The following is a 19014-nucleotide window of genomic DNA, read 5'->3' on the forward strand; positions in this document are numbered from 1 at the left end:
CGAGGGCTACAGCGGTCCCCCGAGAGCGAAATCTCGACATCGAGGTGTTACGCGCCGTTGCAATCGTGGGCGTGATTCTGCACCATTTCACGGGATTCGGATCTCTCCTGGCGCGGGAGCATGCGTCACTGCAGTGGATCGATCGGCAGGTCCAGTATTGGACCGGTGTGGACCTGTTCTTTGCGATCTCCGGCTACGTCATCGCGAGGAGCCTCGTACCGGCGCTTTCGGCGCACAAAGATTGGTCGGGCTTTTGGCGCGAAGCCGGTGCTTTCTGGATTCGCCGCGCGTTCCGCCTGCTGCCGTCATCTTGGCTGTGGCTCGCTGTTCTTCTATTGGCTTCTTTCACCTTCAATAGCCTGTGGATTTTCGACCACCCGGTCTTCGGCGGGCCGTGGAACAACCTCCACGCCACCGTAGCTGCGGTCGGGTTCTATTATAATTTCTTCGAGGCATCCGCCTTCGAGCATCACAAATTTGCGGCGTCTTTCGCTTGGTGGAGCCTATCGCTCGAAGAGCAATTCTATTTGCTTTTGCCCGTCGTTGCGTTTTGGCTACGGAAGCGTTTATGGATCGCCTTATTCACGATCATAGCCTTGGCCATCTACATTGAACACGCGACCCCCCTGACCATGGTGTTGCGGCCGGAGGCAATCTGCCTTGGCGTGCTCATCGCGTTATGGGAGATGAGTCCAAGCTGGGCGATCGCGGATCGGCTTTGCCAAAAGCTGCCGCCGCAGCTCCGGACAGCTTTGATTCTCTGTCTCTTGTTTTTGCTCGGATTCATCGGAACGCTCGGACCCTACACGCACCGCATCCCGTACATAGCAATCGTCAGTGCGCTGCTGGTCATCATAGCTGCGCAAAACCGCGGCTATCTGATCCCGCCTGGCGTCGCCAAGACCGTGGCGCTTTGGATCGGATCGCGTTCTTACGGGCTATATCTGATCCATGCGGCAGCGTTTCTGGGCGCGAAGGAATTGTGCTATCGCCTGACGGGCGATGTCTTCGACAGCTTCGTCGTGCCGGTTGGCATGATCGCCCTCTTGGTTTTCGTCGAGTTGAATTGGCGTTATGTGGAGACGCCGATGCGCCGCTATGGCGCGCGCCTCGCGCAAAGGTTCCGCGACGGCAAAAAGGTCAGGAGTTAGACATGTCAAAGGCCGCTCAGGATATTCTCGGGCATGTCGAAACTTTGGTTGGAGACGCCGGCAAAGCGCCGCCGGCCGCCTTTCAACCGACCATCGACCCGTTTCTCATCGGCCTTTACGACAGTACGTTGAGCGGCTGGTATCGTGCCGAGCAAAAGGAGCTTTTCCTAGGCTTTCCGATCAGTCCCGAAGACGTCGTGCTCGACGTCGGCTGCGGCGACGGCGGCAACATGAATCTTTGCGCCGACATCGGCGCCCATGTCATCCTCGCCGACATCGATGCCAACGAAATCGCCATCGGAAAGGAACGGCTGAGCAAGAGCAACGCGCGCAAGCTCGAAGCCTATGTCACGGATTCCGACCCGCTGCCCCTACGCGACGGCACGGCCTCGCGCGTCGTGTGCATGGAAACCCTGGAACATGTCGACGATCCGGCGCAGATCATGGCGGAGTTGGTGCGTGTCGGTCAGAAAGGCGCCCTCTACCTGCTCACCGTCCCCGACCCGGTCGCCGAGAATCTGCAAAAGCCCCTGGCAGCGCCCTACTACTGGCAAAAACCCAATCACCTGCGCATTTTCGAACGAGAAGAATTCGCGAAACTCGTGACAGACGCCGGCCTCGTGATCGAGAACCGGTATTATTACGGCTTCTACTGGTCGATTTGGTGGCTGCTGTTTTGGCAGTGCGACGTTCCGGTCGATGCGCCTTATCATCCGGTCCTCGACAATTGGGCCCAAACCTGGAAGGCGCTGCTCGACTCAAAAAATGGCCTGCGGACGAAGCGCATCCTCGACCGGTTTCTGCCAAAGCACCAGATCATCCTCGCGCGTAAACCCTAAACATCGGGCGGCGGCGTCAGGTCGCCGCTTCGGCCTCGCGGTTCGCCTTATAGCCGCTCATCGCCACCCCCGTCGCCGGTGACAGGAGGGCGCACACCGGCGCGGCGAGAATGGAAATGCCCGTCACACCGATGAAGGCCGCCGAAAAATCGGCCGGCGTCGAATGCACGTCGTGATTGACGGTGCGCGCCAGCATCAACATGAGGCTGCCCGCGCAAATGCCGAACGACAGCATGAGCTGCTGGAACGTCGTGTAGAAACTGTTGGCCGACGAGGTGCGGTCGGCAGGCACGTCGTCGTAGGCCACCGTATTATAGGCGGTGAATTGCAACGACATGGAGAAGCCGCACACCAGCAGAACCGCGAAAATCGCCCAGTGCGGCCAATTCGGCCGGAAGGTCGCGCAGGCCGCGTAGAGCAGGCTCGAAAAAACCGAGTTCCAGAGCAACGTATTGCGGAAACCGTAGCGGTGCAGAATCGGCTTGGCGGCCACTTTCATCAGGATCGAGCCGCAGGCCGTGGCAAAGGTCAGCAGGCCGCTTTGCGCCGCCGACATGCCGAACCCGATCTGCATCATCAGCGGCAGCAGAAACGGTTGGGCGCCCTGGGTGATCCGCGAGAGCGACCCGGCGATCACGGAAATGCGGAAGCTCTTGATCCGCATGAGCGACAGATCGAGGATCGGTTCGATCTCGCGGCTGCGCCGGGCATGAACAATATAGGCCGCGCCGCTGACGAGGCCGGCCACGATGCAGACAATCGCGATCGGCGCCTCTTCCGCCGTGCCGCGGCTGGTCATCTCGAAGCCGAAGAGGAGGGCTGCAAGCGATATGCCCGACAGAACGAAGCCGGCCATGTCGAAGCGCTCTTTCGAGTCTTCCGAAAGATTGGGGATGAACACTTGCGTCAATGCGAGGCCGAGCAGGCTGATCGGCAGATTGATGTAGAAAATCCAGCGCCAGTTAAAATTGCTGACAATGAAGCCGCCAACCGGCGGGCCAACGATCGGGCCGATGAGCGCGGGCACCAGCAACCAGCCCATGGCGGACACAAGGTCCTTCTTCTCGACCGTGCGCAGCAGCACGAGCCGCCCGACGGGCACCATCATCGCCCCGCCGGCGCCCTGCAGCAGCCTTGCTGCGACGAGAGCCGAGAGGCTGCCCGCCTGCGCACAGAACAACGAACCGAGCATGAAGATCACGATCGAGATCGAGAACACGGTGCGGGAGCCGTACCGGTCGGCCGCCCTGCCGCTGGCCGGAATCAGCACCGCCAGGCTGAGCAGATAAGAGGTCAAGGCAATACTCATATGGGCCGCCGAAACGCCGAAGGAACTCGCCATGGTCGGCAGCGCCGTCGCTAGGACGGTGGAATCGAGCTGCTCCATGAACATAGCCGTGGCTATAATGAGGGCGGTAATTCTGAAATTTGACCCGACGCTTCGCGGCGCCGCGTCGACAAGAGTCTGCGACATGGGAGCGGCAATTCGTAAAATAAGGTTCGGCTTTCATAGCGTGGGAAGAGCTGGCTGACGCCACCGCTATACGGGCCTGTTATAGACCTCATTTTGCGCGGGAAAAGTGAAGTATTGCATTGCTGGCGTCGATAAAATGCATTGCAGCGGCCGCAGAACGCTCAGTCGGCCCATTCGGCGGCTTGACCGGTATCATCGAGCGCACGCTCAATTATCGCGCCGGATTGTTGCGGATGGCGATCCCCTTTACCAGCGCAAGCAATTGCGGCCTCGCGGCTGCAAACGCCGCTTCGTCGGTATAGCATTGCAGGACGAGCACCCCAAAAGGCGCCCCCATCTCCGCCGACCAAATCCGAGTCGATGTGCCAAACTTATCAAGACGAAATGAGAACAGGACGAGATTTTTGTCGCCTTCCGTGGCCAGCGCCGGCGGATCGACCAGCACCGGCTCCCACCCCGCGTCCTTGAGTTGCGATGTGAGCATGGTCGCATAGTCCCGCCTGAACGTGTCGACGAAATCCTGGTTTGCGAGACCGGGCTTGGTTTCGAAGACGACGGTGCCGCACTCGACCGAGTCGCCGCCGCAGGTAGCTGTTTTACATGTGAGTTCAATGTCCTGATCGTCGAGACTGGCAGACCAAAGGGCCTCGTCGTAGGCAACTGTAATCCCGTGGTTCGGCTCCGAAAACTCCGCCGCGTCAACGTGCCCGCATGAAAATGTCAGACATGGCAATACCAGACGAAACAAAACACCGGCGCTCGCCGCGCAAGCCCTTGGCGGCCTCTTCCGTGGCCTAAGCCGGCGCCCCGTCCGTTCGACCGCCTCCCGGCATTGGTTCGCGTCATTCCCCATGCGTGCAAGCCCCGTTGGGCGAAAACACCGGCCTCTCGTTCCGCGTCCGCCGGATGACGCGTCTGCCATTTCTTGCGAGAGCGGAACGGTTTGGCGCGGCCCTATGAGCAATTGCCAAGGCCGTACCACCCTTCAACTTCCGACGACTGCCCGCGTTCGGCGGACCGCCAGAACACCTGAGCTCCGATCTCGCAGCCGGAACCGATTTCACCGCGCATCATGACATAATCGTCGTTCATCAGGGATTCCGAATGTTCCGAGAAACCTTGCTGTCGCAATTCGGCAACCATCCGCTGGGCTGAGGAACCCATTGGGAAAGCGGCTCTGACACGCCGGTCGAACTCACTCTCCTTCGCCTCCCACACGCAGCGAAGGTGCGCCACGAGCTGGGATTTAAACGCAAGCATCGGCAGATGCGGGAACACGGTCAGCCCCCAGATCAACGCGGCAACGATCGCAATCAATGCTGCAAAAATCGAGATTTTCGTCGGCAATAATCAAAAAAGTATCGGCAATGCCGGTAAGATTGACTCTTATCTTCGGCAAAATCAACGACAGCCTCATATTGGGGTGCGATCCAAAGTGCGGGTATTCAGGAGCGCGGTCGTCCCCCCGGCGGTCCTGATGCTCCTCCCGCAGTTTCAATCCCATCCGCCTTAGACCTCGGCAGAGGCACGAATCGGCCGGATCTGGCTTAAAATTTCCTATATATATCAATAATATAAAGGGTGATCAACCTGAGAGATAGGTGGCACCGTCGACCCGTCGACCCGTCGACCCGTCGACCCGTCGACCCGTCGCGCCATCGACCGCCTAGGACGCACCGTCGCATTGTCGCCTGACGCCAAGTCGTCGGCTCGCGCCGTCGCCAGATCTGGCGATTGACGGCGCACAGGGTCACCGCGCGTCATGGTTCCGCGACCATGGTTTTAAGAGGATTGTTTTCCGCCATCCATATTGACAAGTGAGACCGTCAGTCCGACCCTGAATCAGGAAATTCGAATCCCCTTTTTCCGAAGACAATGGTACTGCCTGTGACGCCCGAACGATCCACCGGCCCGACCCCTTCCTCGCCCCGTTTCGACAGGCGGTCGGGCGACATAGTTCGCAAGTTGCGCCAGATCGACGAGCGTCTAGAAGAACTGACGGAACAGCCGAGCGCTATCACCCCTGCTTTCTCGCGCCGCACTCTGATTCGGGCGGCCTTTTTGGCGGGTGTGTGCACTGGAATAATCATCTCTAACATTCTGCATTACTTCGCGTGACGTTGCGCGCGTAGGCGCGCGACCGTCAGCCACGCAACCCTGTCGCCGGCCGCGTTCCGAGTCTCGCGCGCGAGCCATAGACCACGGATCCTCCTCGACCATAGCCCGACGACATTTCGAATAATTTCCGCCGGCCGCGCCGCAACACTGCAGCCCGTGGCCCCGTCACCGCGCTGCGGTCGAATTACCCCACTGAAATTTGCGTCGCTTGAAAGCGGACAAGTCTGCTGGCGTCAATTTGAACCGCTCTCCGTTCGCGCGCTTTTCCGCAAAACGGCGGTGCCAATAGGCCTCGATACCGGCAGGATCGTCGGTCCGGATTGAATGGACCAGAGTAGCCGATTCAGGGAGTGCCACGCGGATTTCCTTTACACGCCGCTCAATCTCATCGCTACGACCAATCTTGTAGTGCGCACCAGAACGAATGAGGTAGACGTAGCCCTCAGCACCGCGCGCCACCGCGATCACTAGTGGGCGCGTCCTCCGCCGGCAACATGGCTAGCACACCCTCATATTCTGCGCGCGTCGCGAGCCACTCGCGAAACCGAGACAAGAGATCCTGACGCGAGCGGAAGTGCAGCCCAAACGTCTGCCGAGCGGGGAACGCTTGGTCTACCTGCTTATACATTTTCATCTGCATGTCGCCAGGAACCGCATTGAAATGCCTGGCAGCCTCCGCGAGCTTCGCAAAAAGGAAATCTGCCGTATATCGGTGTTGTCTTTCGTTAGGCGTTAATCCAGCCTCCCGGAGAGCATCGCTCCATTTTACCCAGTACACGCCCCGCCATTCGTGAACCCTGATTCCGGTCGCAGAGAAAAACAAATCGTTTCCAGGAGCTTGACCGCCATTTTTGGATGCCAGTCGCCTTATTTCGCTCAGAATATGTTCGCGCGTGACCAAGTTGAGACTCCTGCAGCGAGCGATAATCATAACTTCGGGAAGTGGAGACTGAAAACCCGGATTACCCGCGCGCCGTGACCGAAAGCCCGACAATCGATGGAGCGGCGGGGCAACGCGAGGCGCGGCGGCATCCTGAAGGCGCTCGTTTCGCAGCGCGAAAGCTTGCGGAGAACTAGGGCCATGACTCGGGCCGACATGTCGGCCTTCTAATTTATCGCAGCAATATCAGCACATTATGAGGAGTAAATGGCGGAGACGCAGGGATTCGAACCCTGGATACCCTTTTGGGGGTATGCTCATTTAGCAAACGAGTGCCTTCAGCCTCTCGGCCACGTCTCCAGGCGGCATGTTTCAACGCCGCGTCGGCTGCATATGCCAGCCTGGAGCGCTGTTTGCAAGGGCGCGGTCCAATTTTTTCAACAAGCGCCCCTGCCCCTTCAGCGAACTCCCTGTGCATTCACCGAAATGCGGCGATGTCCGTGACATGATTTCGTGACAATCGCAGTGCCCTGTGCGCGGGCATGCGCCGGTCAACCTGTTCTGTGCTAAGTCGAAGATCCTGTTTCCGGAGGAGAGTCTTTGCCCCCATCTTCGTATCGCTCCCGCCTCGGCCGCCGTCGCGTCACCCTGTCAGCGCGCTTGTCGATCGTTGCTGCGCTCGTCTTGTGCGCCGCCCATGTCCGTGCGCAATCGGCCGCGCCGTCCCAAACGCCGCAGCCGTCGCCACAACCTGCACCGCCGTCGCACGCACGTGTCCACCAATGTGCGGTGGAATGGCAGGAGAAGAAAAAGACCGGAGCCGCCGCCGGCAATACGTGGCGCGAATTTGCCGCCGAATGCTACGCGCGCAAGTAGGGAAATATTGCAAGAGTCGACGCGCGCTTCGACGCAAATAGTGCGGGCCCGATGAGCCATCACATTGCCGAAAACTGCAACGATGCAGGCGCGCGCCACCGTGCGACGACATGACATCGCCTAAAAAAATTGTCCCCCGCGCGATGTCTCGACTCGGGGGACAATTGACGTCCGCTTTCGATGGCGGAGCCGGAAAGCTTGCCGCAACCTATAGGTGGTCTTAAGCCGTGACCGGAGCTGCTGCTGCCTTGCGCGGAGCGCGCTTTGCGGCCGGCTTGCGGGTTGCCTTCTTGGCAGTGGATTTCTTGACGGCCTTCTTGACGGCCTTCTTCGTGCTCTTCTTGACAGCGGTCTTGCGGGTCGCCTTCTTGACGGTCTTCTTCACTGCCTTCTTGGCCGTCTTCTTCGCAGCCTTCTTCACGGCTTTCTTGACGGTCTTCTTCGTAGCTTTCTTAGCCGACTTCTTCGCGGCTGCTTTCTTTGCGGTTGCCTTCGCCATTTTCGGGTCCCCTTGTATAACGACTATGCCGACGAAAAATCTTATGTCGACTTAGTCTTGACTAGCGTAGCTTGGTTAACGCCTCGTTCAAGAGGGCCTCCGGTAAGATGACGCGAAGTCAGAGCTTTCCAGCATGCGCGCCGATGCTTGCGGCAGTGGGTTTTTAGGGGAACCGCAACTTTGAACATCTTCGCGCCGAGCGCCCGTCGCCGCACACCTCGAGGATGCATTTTGCCACTCGGGCGGGCGCTCTCGAAGACCATGGAAGCCGGCGGCGGATGAGCGCACGGCAACGCCAAGCGCCTTATGCGCATTGCAAGAAAATCATATTTCACACGTGTTTCTTGCATTCCTCCTCGACGGCGGGAAAGCACGAACCCCGTTGGCAGAGCGCGACGTGCGGTGCCTCGACGAAAGCCGCGCGCCTATCGTCCGGGCAGCGACACTTAAGGCGAAAACCGCATCCGCGCGGCTTATCCAAGCGGCAACAGAGAGTTAGGAGGCGAGCCATAGATCGCGCGAAAAAACGCCGAAAAAAAATTTACGTAACGTGTCAAAAAAATACATTTTATGTGACGGCTGAACCGGCGATTTGAAAAAATCGCGCACGAATCGAATTTTGATTCGCAAAAGCAGGTGTGTGCGCAAGGGCTTTTCGCCCTCGCGCACACCCAAATTCAAAGACCGAGTTTGGCCTTCAAGATGTCGTTCACCGCTTGCGGATTGGCCTTGCCGCCGGTCGCCTTCAGCACCTGACCGACGAACCAGCCAAGCAATGTGGGCTTGGCCTGCGCCTGCGCAACCTTGTCCGGATTGGCGGCAATGATCGTATCGACCGCCGTCTCGATCGCACCCGTGTCGGTCACTTGCTTCAAGCCGCGCGCTTCGACGAGCGCGCGCGGATCGGCATCCTTTTCCTCTGCGATGATGAGCGCAAGCACGTCTTTCGCGATCTTGCCGGAGATCGTGCCATCGCCGATCAGATCGACGATGCCCGCAACTTGTGCCGGCGTGATGTGCGTTTGCGGAACGGAGAGCGACACGGAATTGGCGTAGGCGGCGATGTCGCCGTTTATCCAATTGGCGACCGCCTTGGCATCACGCTTCGTGCCGCCGTGCTGCGCCGCCGCCTCGAAATAATCTGCTGTTTCGCGTTCTGCCACAAGCACTCCGGCATCATAGGCGGGCAGCCCATAGTCGTTCACGAAGCGCGCCTTCTTGCCGTCCGGCAATTCAGGAAGATGCGCGGCGAGGTCGTCGACATAGGCTTGATCGAACTCGAGCGGCAACAGATCCGGATCAGGGAAGTAGCGATAGTCGTGCGCTTCTTCCTTGGAGCGCATCGAGCGCGTCTCACCTTTGCCGGGATCGAACAGGCGGGTTTCCTGCACGATGGCGCGGCCATCTTCCAGTTCGCCGATCTGCCGGCGCGCTTCCGCTTCGATCGCCTGGCCGATGAAGCGGATGGAATTGACGTTCTTGATCTCGCAGCGCGTGCCGAACGGCTCGCCTGGCCGGCGCACGGACACGTTCACGTCAGCGCGCAACGAGCCTTCCTCCATGTTGCCGTCGCACGTGCCAAGGTAGCGCATGATGGTGCGCAGTTTCGTCACATAGGCTTTGGCTTCATCGGCGGAACGCATGTCGGGCTTCGAGACGATCTCCATCAGCGCGACGCCCGAACGGTTGAGGTCGACGAAGCTCATGGTCGGGTGCTGATCGTGCAGCGACTTGCCAGCATCCTGTTCGAGATGCAGCCGCTCGATGCCGACCACGATCTGATCGGTCGGCGAAAGATCGACGATCACCTCGCCTTCGCCGACGATCGGGCTCTTGTACTGGCTGATCTGATAGCCTTGCGGGAGATCGGGATAGAAGTAGTTCTTCCGGTCGAACACCGAGCGCTGATTGATCTTGGCCTTCAGGCCGAGCCCGGTGCGGATCGCCTGGCGCACGCATTCCTCGTTGATCACCGGCAGCATGCCGGGCATTGCTGCGTCCACCAGCGAGACATGGGTGTTCGGCGCGCCGCCATAAGCCGCGGAGGAACCGGAAAACAATTTCGAATTCGAAGTCACTTGGGCGTGAATTTCGAGGCCGATGATGACCTCCCAATCGCCGGTTGCGCCTTTGATGAGCTTCTTGGGGTTGGCATGCGCTGTCATGAAAGCACCTGAATAGAAACGGCTTGAAAGCCTCGGCTGATTGCGTTGGACGAAAACTTGGGTATCACGCGGTCCCCGGTCGATGGCCGGCCGGCGCCTCGCCCATGAGCTTGATCTCATGAGCGATCGACCAGGCGATGAGATCGCGCCACAGTGACGCAGCGAGTTCCGGCGGCAGCACCGTGCCTTGTGCCCGCGCGCTCACACGGTCCAGCACTTCGGTCACCCGCGCCGGCACATCGGCCGGAATGCCGAAGCGCGGCTTGAGCTCGGCTGCACGCTCGATATAGCGCACGCGCTGCACCAGGAGATCGACCAGTTGGTCGTCGAGCGCATCGATGCCCGCCCGCACGTCTTGCATCGTGTCACATTCGTTCGGCGCGCGCATCGCTGAACCTCACCACCAGGCTGCGGGGCGCTGAATCTTCGGCGCCGCATCTTCGATAGCTTGCGCCACCGAGAACAAAGTTTCTTCCTCGAAGGGGCGGCCGATCAATTGCAGCCCCAGCGGCAGACCGTTCGCGGAGAGACCGGCGGGAACCGAAATGCCCGGCAGGCCGGCCATGTTCACGGTGACGGTGAAAATATCGTTGAGATACATTTCCACCGGATTGCCGGAGCTCTTCTCGCCGATGCCGAAGGCAGCCGACGGCGTCGCCGGCGTCAGGATCGCGTCGACGCCCGCGTGATAGGCGTCCTCGAAATCCTTCTTGATCAGGGTGCGCAGCTTTTGCGCCTTCACATAATAAGCATCATAGTAACCGGCGGAGAGCACGTACGTGCCGATCATGATCCGGCGGCGCACCTCTGCACCAAAGCCCGAGCGCCGCGAATTCTCGTACATATGCACGATGTCCTTGCCCTGCTCGCGCAGGCCGTAGCGCACGCCGTCGTAGCGCGCGAGATTGGAGGACGCTTCCGCCGGCGCAACAATGTAATAGGCCGGCAAAGCATATTTCGTGTGCGGCAGCGAGATGTCGACGATCTTCGCCCCCGCCGCCCGCAACCATTCGACGCCCGTGTGCCACAGAGCCTCGATCTCGGGCGACATGCCGTCGAGACGATATTCCTTCGGGATGCCGATGGTCTTACCGCGCACCGAAGCACCGACCGCCGCTTCGTAATCGGGCACCGCCACATCGACCGATGTCGTGTCCTTGGGATCGTGACCGGCCATCGAGCGCAGCATAATGGCCGCGTCCTTCACAGTCTTGGCGATCGGACCAGCCTGATCGAGCGACGACGCAAAAGCGACGATGCCCCAGCGCGAGCAGCGCCCGTAGGTGGGCTTGATGCCGACCGTGCCAGTGAAGGCCGCCGGCTGACGGATCGAGCCGCCGGTGTCGGTCGCCGTCGCCGCCACGCAGAGGCCCGCAGCGACTGCAGCGGATGAGCCGCCGGACGAGCCGCCGGGAACCAGCAAGCCCTTGCGATCGTTGCCGAGCGCCGCGCGGCCCTGTTCCGCGCTCCAGTTAGGCGGCAACCATGGCGACGCGACCGGTCCGTAGTAGGACGTCTCGTTCGAGCCGCCCATGGCGAACTCATCCATGTTGAGCTTGCCGAGCATCACCGCGCCGTCGCGCCAAAGCTGCGCGGTGACGGTCGATTCATAATGCGGCTTGAAGTGATCGAGAATGTGGCTGCAGGCCTGCGTGTGCACGTCCTTCGTCGCATAAAGGTCCTTGATGCCGAGCGGAATGCCCTCGAGCGCACCGCCCTCGCCTTTGGCCAGGCGCGCATCCGATTGCGCCGCTTGCTGCATTGCGATGTCCGGCGTCTCGGTCACATAGGCGTTGAGCGCGCGCGCCTTTTCCATCGCCTCCAAATAGGATTTCGTGAGATCGGCAGAGCTGATCGCCTTGGCTTTCAGCGCGTCGCGCGCTTCGGCGAGGGTCAAGCTGGTAAGGTCAGTCATTGGGTACTTTCGAAACGATGGAATGATCGGCGAAGGACGGCACGATGTGCGGCAAAAGGACGAGCGGAATTACTCGATCACTTTCGGCACGAGGAAGAAATGATTTTCGGTCGCGGGAGCATTCGCGACGATCTGATCGGCGATATCGCCGTCGGTCACGACGTCCTGGCGCTTCTTCATCCGCATCGGCATGACCGACGTCATCGGTTCGACGCCGGTCACGTCCACTTCGTTCAATTGCTCGACGAAGGACAGAATGGCGTTCATTTCGCCTTGAAGATGCGTCAATTCCGCTTCGTCGGTCACGGCAATGCGTGCAAGTTTGGCGATGCGGCGGACCGCCGCCTGATCGAGTGACATGGGAAATCCTGGTTAGCTAAGCTGAGCCAGCCCTATAGCATTGGCGGCTTCCGCGGCGCAATGCGCCTGTGTCGGCGCCCAGGATTCCGGCCGCCCACGCTTATTTCACCGTAATCGTGATCTTGTCGGAGACGAGCGGCGGATCGTGCGGCATGTGGTTGCCGTCGCCGAAGATCAGTTGCAGCGTGTGGGTGCCGGGGGACAGCGTCAGGCTGCCTTCGGTCTGCCCGCCGCCGAAATGCTTGATGTTGTCCGTCATCGGCATGGCGTAGCTCAAATCCGGCAGGCCGGTGTCGATCAGAATGTGGTGATGGCCGGTATTGGGTTTGTCCACGCCAGCCGGTGCAATGCCCAAGCCCGAAAGCCCCATCACCACTTTGACGGGGCTCGTGACGGTCGCCCCGTCCTTCGGTTCGATGAAATAGACTTTGGCCGTCTTGGGCCAGAAATCGTCTGCGAGAGCTGCAGCGCTCACGAGCACTGCGGCGGCGGTCAAGAACATCCGGTTGAGCATCGATCATTCCCGTGGTTGTGCCGCGAGCGTGCCTCGCGGCGCGTGAAAATCGAACACCCCTCAGTCAAGACCCTTGCCGCGCTCGTGACGCGGCGGCCGCCTGTAGTTCGACGGTCTGTTTTATAGCGAGAGACCTTCTCCCACCCGCGCAACGAGAACTTTCGTATTGCTGCCGGACATGGCCGCGACGAACTCGTCCGCATTCGGCGCCAGGAACCCGGGGAATGTCGCATAATGGACCGGCACGACGTGGTCGAACGAGAAAAACCGCTTGCACGCCAGGGCGGCAGTTTTCGCGTTCATGGTGAAGCGGTCGCCGATCGGCACGAAGGCAAGCTTCGGCTGATGGATTTCCTGGATCAGCGCCATGTCGCCGAAAATATCCGTGTCGCCCATGTGATAGATCACCGGCGCGTCGGGATGTTTGATCACCATGCCGTTGGGATTGCCAAGGTAAATGCTCTTGCCGTCGCGCGTAATGCCGGAGGAATGCAGCGCCTGCGTGAAGCTCACGCTGAAATCGCCGCACGGAATGGTGCCGCCCGTGTTGCCGGGATTGATGTTCTGGACGCCCTCGCTGTTCAGGAACATGCAGATTTCGAAGTTCGAAATCACCTGCGCTCCAGTGCGCTGTGCGATTTCCGACGCATCGCCGAGATGATCGTCATGGCCGTGCGTCAGGATGATATGAGTCGCATCCTGCGTCATCGCTTGCGCATCGCCCTTGAAGCTCGGATTGCCGGTTAGAAACGGATCTATCAGGATGACTGACTTGCCGATGTCGAGCCGAACGGCAGAATGGCCGAGCCACGTCAATTTCATATTCGTTCTCCGTCAGATATTGCTGGCGTTTAGGGTCAAGACCTAGATCCTATGGGGTCTGGACGCGGCCAAAATGGTCGAGTGCTAGGCGATGCGACGACGCGGGACATTCGTCCCGCTAGGAGCATCAACGACGCAATCGGCCATTTTGGCCGCGCCACCCAACTTCGGCTTGCCGAAGTTGGGTACTTTTTGACGCACAAATCGCGCAAGCGCGATTTGTGTGGTGAGATGAAAAAGGTCAACTGCCGTGTCGCGCTGCTTGGCAATATCTACATATTGCTCTGCGCAGCGCTCCTTGCATTTGACCTTTTTGATCTCATCCAGACCCCATAGGATCTAGGTCTTGACCCTAATCTAGCGTAACGTGATAACCAGCGCCATGGCCGCACTCGTTCTCACGCACCAAGACCTGTTCGCACAACTTCCGCCGCGCGCGCGTTTGATGGGGCTCGATCTTGGCACGAAGACCATCGGCCTCGCCATATCCGATGTGGAGCGGCGCATCGCCAGTCCGCTGGAGACGATCGAGCGCAGCAAATTCACCAAAGACGTGGCGCGGCTGCTGCAGCTCGCGCAAAAGCACGAAATCGCCGGCTTTGTCATGGGCCTGCCGCTGAACATGGATGGCTCGGAGGGCCGGCGCGTGCAGGCGACCAAGGCGTTCGTGCGCAACCTTCTGCCGCTCACCGCGATCCCCGTCACCTATTGGGACGAGCGCCTGTCGACGGCCGCTGTCACGCGCACCCTGATCGAGCAGGACGCGAGCCGCGCCAAACGCGCCGCCGTGGTCGACCGCATGGCAGCCGCCTATATTCTGCAAGGCTTGCTCGACCGTCTCGCATCCTTGGCGCGCGGATAAAAAAACGCCGATGCAAAGCACCGGCGCTAGTTGGGTCTTCTGGGGGTAGAGGCAAAACGAACAACGAAGAATTTCGTTCCACACCTTGCCTCTAGGATCACTATGTAATGATCCAATTTGAATTTTTGCTGAAATATCTATGGCTTCTTTGTGATTATTGAGACCAGATTGCCGCCGTGCCGCTCGACCTCGCCGGCGAGTTCCAGTTCGAACAGAAGCGTCTGGACGTCGCGCGCCGGCAAACGCGCCGAACGCACCAATTCGTCGACCGAAATCGGCGCGGGACCGAGCAGCGCCCGGATGGACTGAACGGGATCGGCCCCATCGTCACGCACCGGCGACACGGTCTCGCTCGGCAAATCCGGTGCCGCTGGCATGGCCGCGCCAGCCGAGACGTCGCGCCTCGGCTCTTCGGTTTCCAAGTCGAAGGTCAGCGTCGGCCGGGTGAAGAGATCGCCGCCTGGCGCCCTGTCGCGCAGCGTATCCAACACCTGGGTCACGTCCTCCACCGAGGCGCAAAGCGCCGCCCCATGCCGTAGGAGATCGTTCGGCCCCTCAGCGCGCGGGTCGAGCGGCGACCCCGGCACGGCGAACACTTCCCTGCCCCGCTCGCCGGCGAATTTGGCGGTGATCAGGGAACCCGACCGGCGGGCGGCCTCGACGACGATCGTCCCGAGCGAGAGCGATGCGACGATCCGGTTGCGGCGGGGAAAGTCGCGCCCGCGCGGCTCCCAGCCGAGCGGCATTTCGGAGATAATCGCACCGTTCTCGGCGATTTGCTCCGCCAGTTCTTCGTGCTCCGACGGATAGATTGCCGCATGGCCGCCCGGGAGCACCGCGACAGTGCCCGATTGCAGGCTCGCCCGATGCGCCCGCGCATCGATGCCGCGGGCAAGGCCCGAGACGATCACGTAGCCCGCACGCCCCAGCCCGCGCGTCAACTGATCGGTAAAGGCAAGGCCCGCTGCCGACGCATTGCGCGACCCGACAATCGACACCATGGGCCGCTGTAGCGCCTCCAGACGGCCCTGCACGCTCAAGAGCGGCGGCGCGTCGTCGCACACCGCGAGCAAGGGCGGATAGCCTGGCTCGTCCATCGCGAGAAGCCGTATGCCGCGGCGTTGCAGCGCCTCCATTTCGCGGGCGATGTCATCGCGCGGCGCCAGGCGGATCGGTTTGGTGTTTTCGGTGAGTGAGGGCAGCGCTTCGAGCGCAGCCTGCGCCGACCCGAAGCGCCTGAGCAGGAGACGAAAGGTGCGAGGTCCAATATTTTCGCTGCGGATCAACCACAGCCGATGAAACCGTTCCGCCTCGGAGAGCGCGGAGCTCATCCCTTCTGCCCGATCCTGCCTTCGGTGCCGGCCCGCAGGCGCGCGATATTTTCATGGTGCTTCCACCACAGCAGGATGGAAAGCAGGGCGAACAGGCTCGCCGATGCGGGCGGGCCGAAAAGCCACAGGAGGATGGGCGAGCACAAAGTTGCGGTCAGCGCCGACAGCGACGAATAGCGCGACAGATAGGCGACGCCGACCCAGATCGCGGCAAAGCATAGAGCCACCGGCCAATAGACGCCGAGCAGGCAGCCGAGATAGGTCGCAACGCCCTTCCCGCCCTTGAAGGACAGCCACACTGGAAAGAGATGGCCGAGAAAGGCACCGATGGCGGCGAAAAGCCCAACGGGCGTGCCAAACAGCGCCCCGGTGATGAGCACGGCGACGGTGCCTTTCAGCATGTCGAGCAATAGGGTGGCGGCGGCAAGCTCCTTGCGGCCGGTGCGCAGCACGTTGGTGGCGCCGATATTGCCCGAACCGATGGTCCGGATGTCCTGCGTTCCGGCTAGGCGAGTGATGATCAGGCCGAACGGAATCGAGCCGCACAAATAGCCGATGACCAGAGCGGCGAGCAGGCTGGCGACCGGCGTCGAAGCAATGAGTGAAAGAAGATGCACGCGCGCTCCGTCGAAATGAAACCGCGGGTATCTCCCGCCGCTTTGAGCCTATTCGTGAACGATTTTTCCCGCAACCATCGTCAGTTTTACGACACCCTGGAGCCGCGCTTCATCGAACGGCGTATTGCGGCAGCGCGAATGCAGCTTCGCTGGATCCACGATGAAAGGCTCATCCGGATCAAAACGGATCAGATCGGCGGGAGCGCCTTTCGCGAGACGTCCCTGTGGCAGTCCCAAGATTTCCGCCGGACGCAATGTCATCGCCGCGATCAAGCGCGGCAGGGACACGTGCTCGGCATGATAGAGCCGCAGCGCGGCCGCCAGCATGGTCTCTAAGCCGATCGCGCCGTTCGCCGCCTCGCCGAACGGCAAGCGCTTGGTCTCCACGTCCTGCGGATTGTGGTCGGAGACGATCACGTCGATCAGTCCGTTCGCGACCGCCTCCACCAAGGCAAGCCGCTCCTCCTCGCTGCGCAGGGGCGGCGCAAGTTTCAGGAAGGTGCGGTAATCGCCGATATCGATTTCGTTCAAAGTGAGATGATTGATCGACGTCGCGCAGGTCACGTTCAACCCTTGCGCCTTGGCATGCGCGATCACGTCGAGCGACAAATGGTTGGTGACGAGCGCCGCGTGATAGCGGCCGCGCGTCAGCGCCACGAGGCGCATATCGCGCTCCAGCACAATGGTTTCTGCTTCGCGCGGGATGCCGGCGAGGCCGAGGCGGCTCGCCCGCTCGCCCTCATTCATCACACCGCCGCCGGCCAGGTCGCGGTCTTCGGCATAGTGGATGATCAGCGCGCCGAAATCCCGTGCATAGGTCAGCGCCCGGCGCATCACTTGGGCGTTGCGCAACGAATGCGACCCGTCAGTGAAGGCGATGGCGCCTGCCTCTTGCAGCAGGCCGATCTCGGCGATTTCCTTACCCTCCAATCCCTTGGTCAGGGCGGCGGCCGGCAACACGCGCACACGCCCCATATCGCGGGCGCGCCGGATGAGAAAATCGACGACGGCCGGATCGTCGACCGGCGGGTCGGTATCGGGCATGGCGACAATCGTGGTGACGCCGCCGAACGCCGCGGCGGTCGATGCCGTCGCAATCGTTTCGCGATGCTCGGCCCCAGGCTCGCCAACAAAGGCGCGCATATCGATGAGGCCGGGCGCAACGACATCGCCTTGACAATCTATGACGCGCGCCTCGGTACCGACCGACGCTGCGGTGACCTGGGCACCGACATCGGCAATCTTGCCATCGCGCACGAAGACGCCGCCCGTTGTTTCGCGCAAGGCGGCAGGGTCGATCAGGCGTGCGTTCACCAATGCAAGGGGGGCATGTGTCGCATCAAGCATGGGGCGCGCCGTTCGGTAAATGTTGTGCCAATGCCTCGAGCACGGCCATGCGCACCGCGACGCCCATTTCCACCTGTTCGCGGATCAGAGATTGCGCGCCGTCGGCGACCAGCGAGTCGATTTCGACGCCGCGATTCATCGGACCGGGATGCATGACGAGCGCGTCCGGACGGGCGAAGCGCAGCTTGTCCTCATCCAATCCCCAATAGCGGAAATATTCGGCGCGCGACGGAATGAAAGCGCCGTTCATGCGCTCCAATTGCAGACGCAGCATCATGACAATATCAACGTCCTTCAACCCCTTGCGCATATCACGGTATACCTCGACGCCCATGTCCTCGATGCCCGTCGGCAGCAAGGTGGATGGCCCGACGACGCGCACCCGCGCGCCGAGCGCGGACAGCAAGAGGATATTGGAGCGCGCCACCCGCGAATGGAGAATGTCGCCGCAAATCGCCACGTTCAGACCTTCGATTCGCCCCTTGTTGCGGCGGATGGTGAGGGCATCGAGCAGCGCCTGGGTCGGATGCTCATGCTGGCCGTCGCCCGCATTGATGACCGAACAATCGACCTTGCGGGCAAGAAGATGCACGGCGCCGGCCTGATTGTGCCGCACGACGATGAGATCCGGCCGCATGGCATTGAGCGTCGCCGCCGTGTCGATCAGGGTCTCGCCCTTCTTCACCGAAGAATTGGCGACCGACATGTTCATCACGTCGGCGCCGAGACGTTTGCCGGCCAGTTCGAACGAGCTTTGCGTCCGGGTAGAGGCCTCGAAAAACAGGTTAATCTGGGTGCGTCCGCGCAGGGTCGTCTTTTTCTTCTCGACCTGGCGGGAGACTTCGACCGCCTCCTCCGCCATGGCGAGCAGCGCCTCGATATCGAGACGAGACAACCCTTCGATGCCGAGCAGATGCCGGTGCGGGAACGGATGGGGGGAAAAGGCGCTGGACATTAAAGCGCCTCTATAGGGAGAGTCGGCGAGGTGGGCAAGGGCGAAGCGATTTGTGACGATCCTGTTAAATCGCTCGACCGGGGGTGAAGCGTCTCGATCGAGGACCGGGAAAGATTGTCGCAGCCGCCGGGTGTGCGCCCAGAACAATAACTGGCACTCTTAATTTATTGAGATATAATAATATTCCAGCTTTCTTCGAAACTTACCCGAGGGTCTAGACCATCTCCCTGATTGACAAACGCCCGCGTCCTCACCACTTTCCCGCCCCAAACGGGTTTTCCCACACATT

At 60.8% G+C, this 19014-nt stretch carries 19 protein-coding genes and 1 tRNA gene; 4 read left to right on the top strand and 16 right to left on the bottom strand.

Annotated features, from left to right (window positions below; genetic code table 11):
* The first annotated feature begins 44 nt into the window (after positions 1 to 44).
* Together V9T28_RS10495 and V9T28_RS10500 are read left to right on the top strand one after the other, a co-directional pair.
* Positions 45 to 1151 (top strand): acyltransferase family protein, encoded by a 1107-nt coding sequence (locus tag V9T28_RS10495; protein WP_158554689.1) that lies wholly within the window; start codon positions 45 to 47, stop codon positions 1149 to 1151.
* Positions 1152 to 1153: 2 nt separating this feature from the next.
* Positions 1154 to 1990, top strand: coding sequence for a class I SAM-dependent methyltransferase (locus V9T28_RS10500; RefSeq protein WP_116398912.1), 837 nt, complete (start codon positions 1154 to 1156; stop codon positions 1988 to 1990).
* A gap of 16 nt (positions 1991 to 2006) precedes the next feature.
* On the opposite strand, the gene V9T28_RS10505 is transcribed toward V9T28_RS10500, so the two are convergent.
* From V9T28_RS10505 to V9T28_RS10525, 5 genes are all read right to left on the bottom strand, one after another.
* Entirely contained in the window at positions 2007 to 3464 is a 1458-nt protein-coding gene (locus V9T28_RS10505; protein WP_116398913.1) for a DHA2 family efflux MFS transporter permease subunit, read from the bottom strand.
* 211 nt (positions 3465 to 3675) lie between these two features.
* Entirely contained in the window at positions 3676 to 4317 is a 642-nt protein-coding gene (locus V9T28_RS10510; RefSeq protein WP_116398914.1) for a hypothetical protein, read from the bottom strand.
* A 101-nt stretch (positions 4318 to 4418) separates the two neighbouring features.
* Positions 4419 to 4811, bottom strand: coding sequence for a hypothetical protein (locus V9T28_RS10515; protein ID WP_116398915.1), 393 nt, complete (start codon positions 4809 to 4811; stop codon positions 4419 to 4421).
* A 936-nt stretch (positions 4812 to 5747) separates the two neighbouring features.
* Positions 5748 to 6050: a GIY-YIG nuclease family protein gene (locus tag V9T28_RS10520; RefSeq protein WP_116398917.1), complete on the bottom strand. Its 303-nt coding sequence runs from the start codon at positions 6048 to 6050 to the stop codon at positions 5748 to 5750.
* A gap of 680 nt (positions 6051 to 6730) precedes the next feature.
* Positions 6731 to 6822, bottom strand: a tRNA-Ser gene (locus V9T28_RS10525).
* Between the two features lie 240 nt (positions 6823 to 7062).
* On the opposite strand from V9T28_RS10525, the gene V9T28_RS10530 reads away from it, so the two are divergent.
* Positions 7063 to 7338 carry a hypothetical protein gene (locus V9T28_RS10530; RefSeq protein ID WP_147306377.1) on the top strand — a complete coding sequence of 92 codons (276 nt, stop codon included), beginning with the start codon at positions 7063 to 7065 and terminating at the stop codon, positions 7336 to 7338.
* A 220-nt stretch (positions 7339 to 7558) separates the two neighbouring features.
* Here V9T28_RS10530 and V9T28_RS10535 read toward each other — a convergent pair whose 3' ends face one another.
* The 7 genes from V9T28_RS10535 to V9T28_RS10565 form a co-directional block, all read right to left on the bottom strand.
* Positions 7559 to 7837 (bottom strand): hypothetical protein, encoded by a 279-nt coding sequence (locus tag V9T28_RS10535; protein ID WP_199499943.1) that lies wholly within the window; start codon positions 7835 to 7837, stop codon positions 7559 to 7561.
* Positions 7838 to 8514: 677 nt separating this feature from the next.
* Positions 8515 to 10002, bottom strand: a complete 1488-nt coding sequence (gene gatB, locus V9T28_RS10540; RefSeq protein ID WP_116398921.1) for an Asp-tRNA(Asn)/Glu-tRNA(Gln) amidotransferase subunit GatB — start codon at positions 10000 to 10002, stop codon at positions 8515 to 8517.
* Between the two features lie 64 nt (positions 10003 to 10066).
* Positions 10067 to 10390 (bottom strand): chorismate mutase, encoded by a 324-nt coding sequence (locus V9T28_RS10545; RefSeq protein ID WP_245423858.1) that lies wholly within the window; start codon positions 10388 to 10390, stop codon positions 10067 to 10069.
* A gap of 9 nt (positions 10391 to 10399) precedes the next feature.
* Entirely contained in the window at positions 10400 to 11917 is a 1518-nt protein-coding gene (gene gatA, locus V9T28_RS10550) for an Asp-tRNA(Asn)/Glu-tRNA(Gln) amidotransferase subunit GatA (protein WP_116398922.1), read from the bottom strand.
* A gap of 69 nt (positions 11918 to 11986) precedes the next feature.
* On the bottom strand, positions 11987 to 12277 hold the full coding sequence (gene gatC / locus V9T28_RS10555; protein ID WP_116398923.1) for an Asp-tRNA(Asn)/Glu-tRNA(Gln) amidotransferase subunit GatC: 291 nt from the start codon (positions 12275 to 12277) through the stop codon (positions 11987 to 11989).
* 100 nt (positions 12278 to 12377) lie between these two features.
* Positions 12378 to 12791: a DUF4399 domain-containing protein gene (locus V9T28_RS10560; RefSeq protein WP_116398924.1), complete on the bottom strand. Its 414-nt coding sequence runs from the start codon at positions 12789 to 12791 to the stop codon at positions 12378 to 12380.
* Positions 12792 to 12911: 120 nt separating this feature from the next.
* Positions 12912 to 13613 carry a metal-dependent hydrolase gene (locus tag V9T28_RS10565; protein WP_116398925.1) on the bottom strand — a complete coding sequence of 234 codons (702 nt, stop codon included), beginning with the start codon at positions 13611 to 13613 and terminating at the stop codon, positions 12912 to 12914.
* A 382-nt stretch (positions 13614 to 13995) separates the two neighbouring features.
* Between V9T28_RS10565 and ruvX the strand changes: the two genes are divergently transcribed.
* On the top strand, positions 13996 to 14475 hold the full coding sequence (gene ruvX, locus V9T28_RS10570) for a Holliday junction resolvase RuvX (RefSeq protein WP_116398927.1): 480 nt from the start codon (positions 13996 to 13998) through the stop codon (positions 14473 to 14475).
* A 137-nt stretch (positions 14476 to 14612) separates the two neighbouring features.
* On the opposite strand, the gene dprA is transcribed toward ruvX, so the two are convergent.
* Genes dprA through V9T28_RS10590 form a run of 4 tightly spaced genes read right to left on the bottom strand, consistent with a single transcriptional unit; the run spans position 14613 to position 18725 of the window.
* A complete protein-coding gene (dprA, locus tag V9T28_RS10575) occupies positions 14613 to 15806 on the bottom strand; it encodes a DNA-processing protein DprA (protein WP_116398928.1) in 1194 nt (397 codons plus the stop codon).
* Complete coding sequence (gene plsY, locus V9T28_RS10580; protein ID WP_245423860.1) at positions 15803 to 16423, bottom strand: glycerol-3-phosphate 1-O-acyltransferase PlsY; 621 nt, start codon at positions 16421 to 16423, stop codon at positions 15803 to 15805. Before plsY ends, dprA begins: the two co-directional genes overlap by 4 nt.
* 48 nt (positions 16424 to 16471) lie before the next feature.
* Positions 16472 to 17770: a dihydroorotase gene (locus V9T28_RS10585; RefSeq protein WP_116398929.1), complete on the bottom strand. Its 1299-nt coding sequence runs from the start codon at positions 17768 to 17770 to the stop codon at positions 16472 to 16474.
* A complete protein-coding gene (locus V9T28_RS10590; protein WP_116398930.1) occupies positions 17763 to 18725 on the bottom strand; it encodes an aspartate carbamoyltransferase catalytic subunit in 963 nt (320 codons plus the stop codon). The genes V9T28_RS10585 and V9T28_RS10590 overlap by 8 nt, the downstream gene beginning before the upstream one ends.
* Positions 18726 to 19014: the final 289 nt, after the last annotated feature.

It is taken from the genome of Methylovirgula sp. 4M-Z18, assembly GCF_037890675.1.
Lineage (GTDB): Bacteria > Pseudomonadota > Alphaproteobacteria > Rhizobiales > Beijerinckiaceae > 4M-Z18.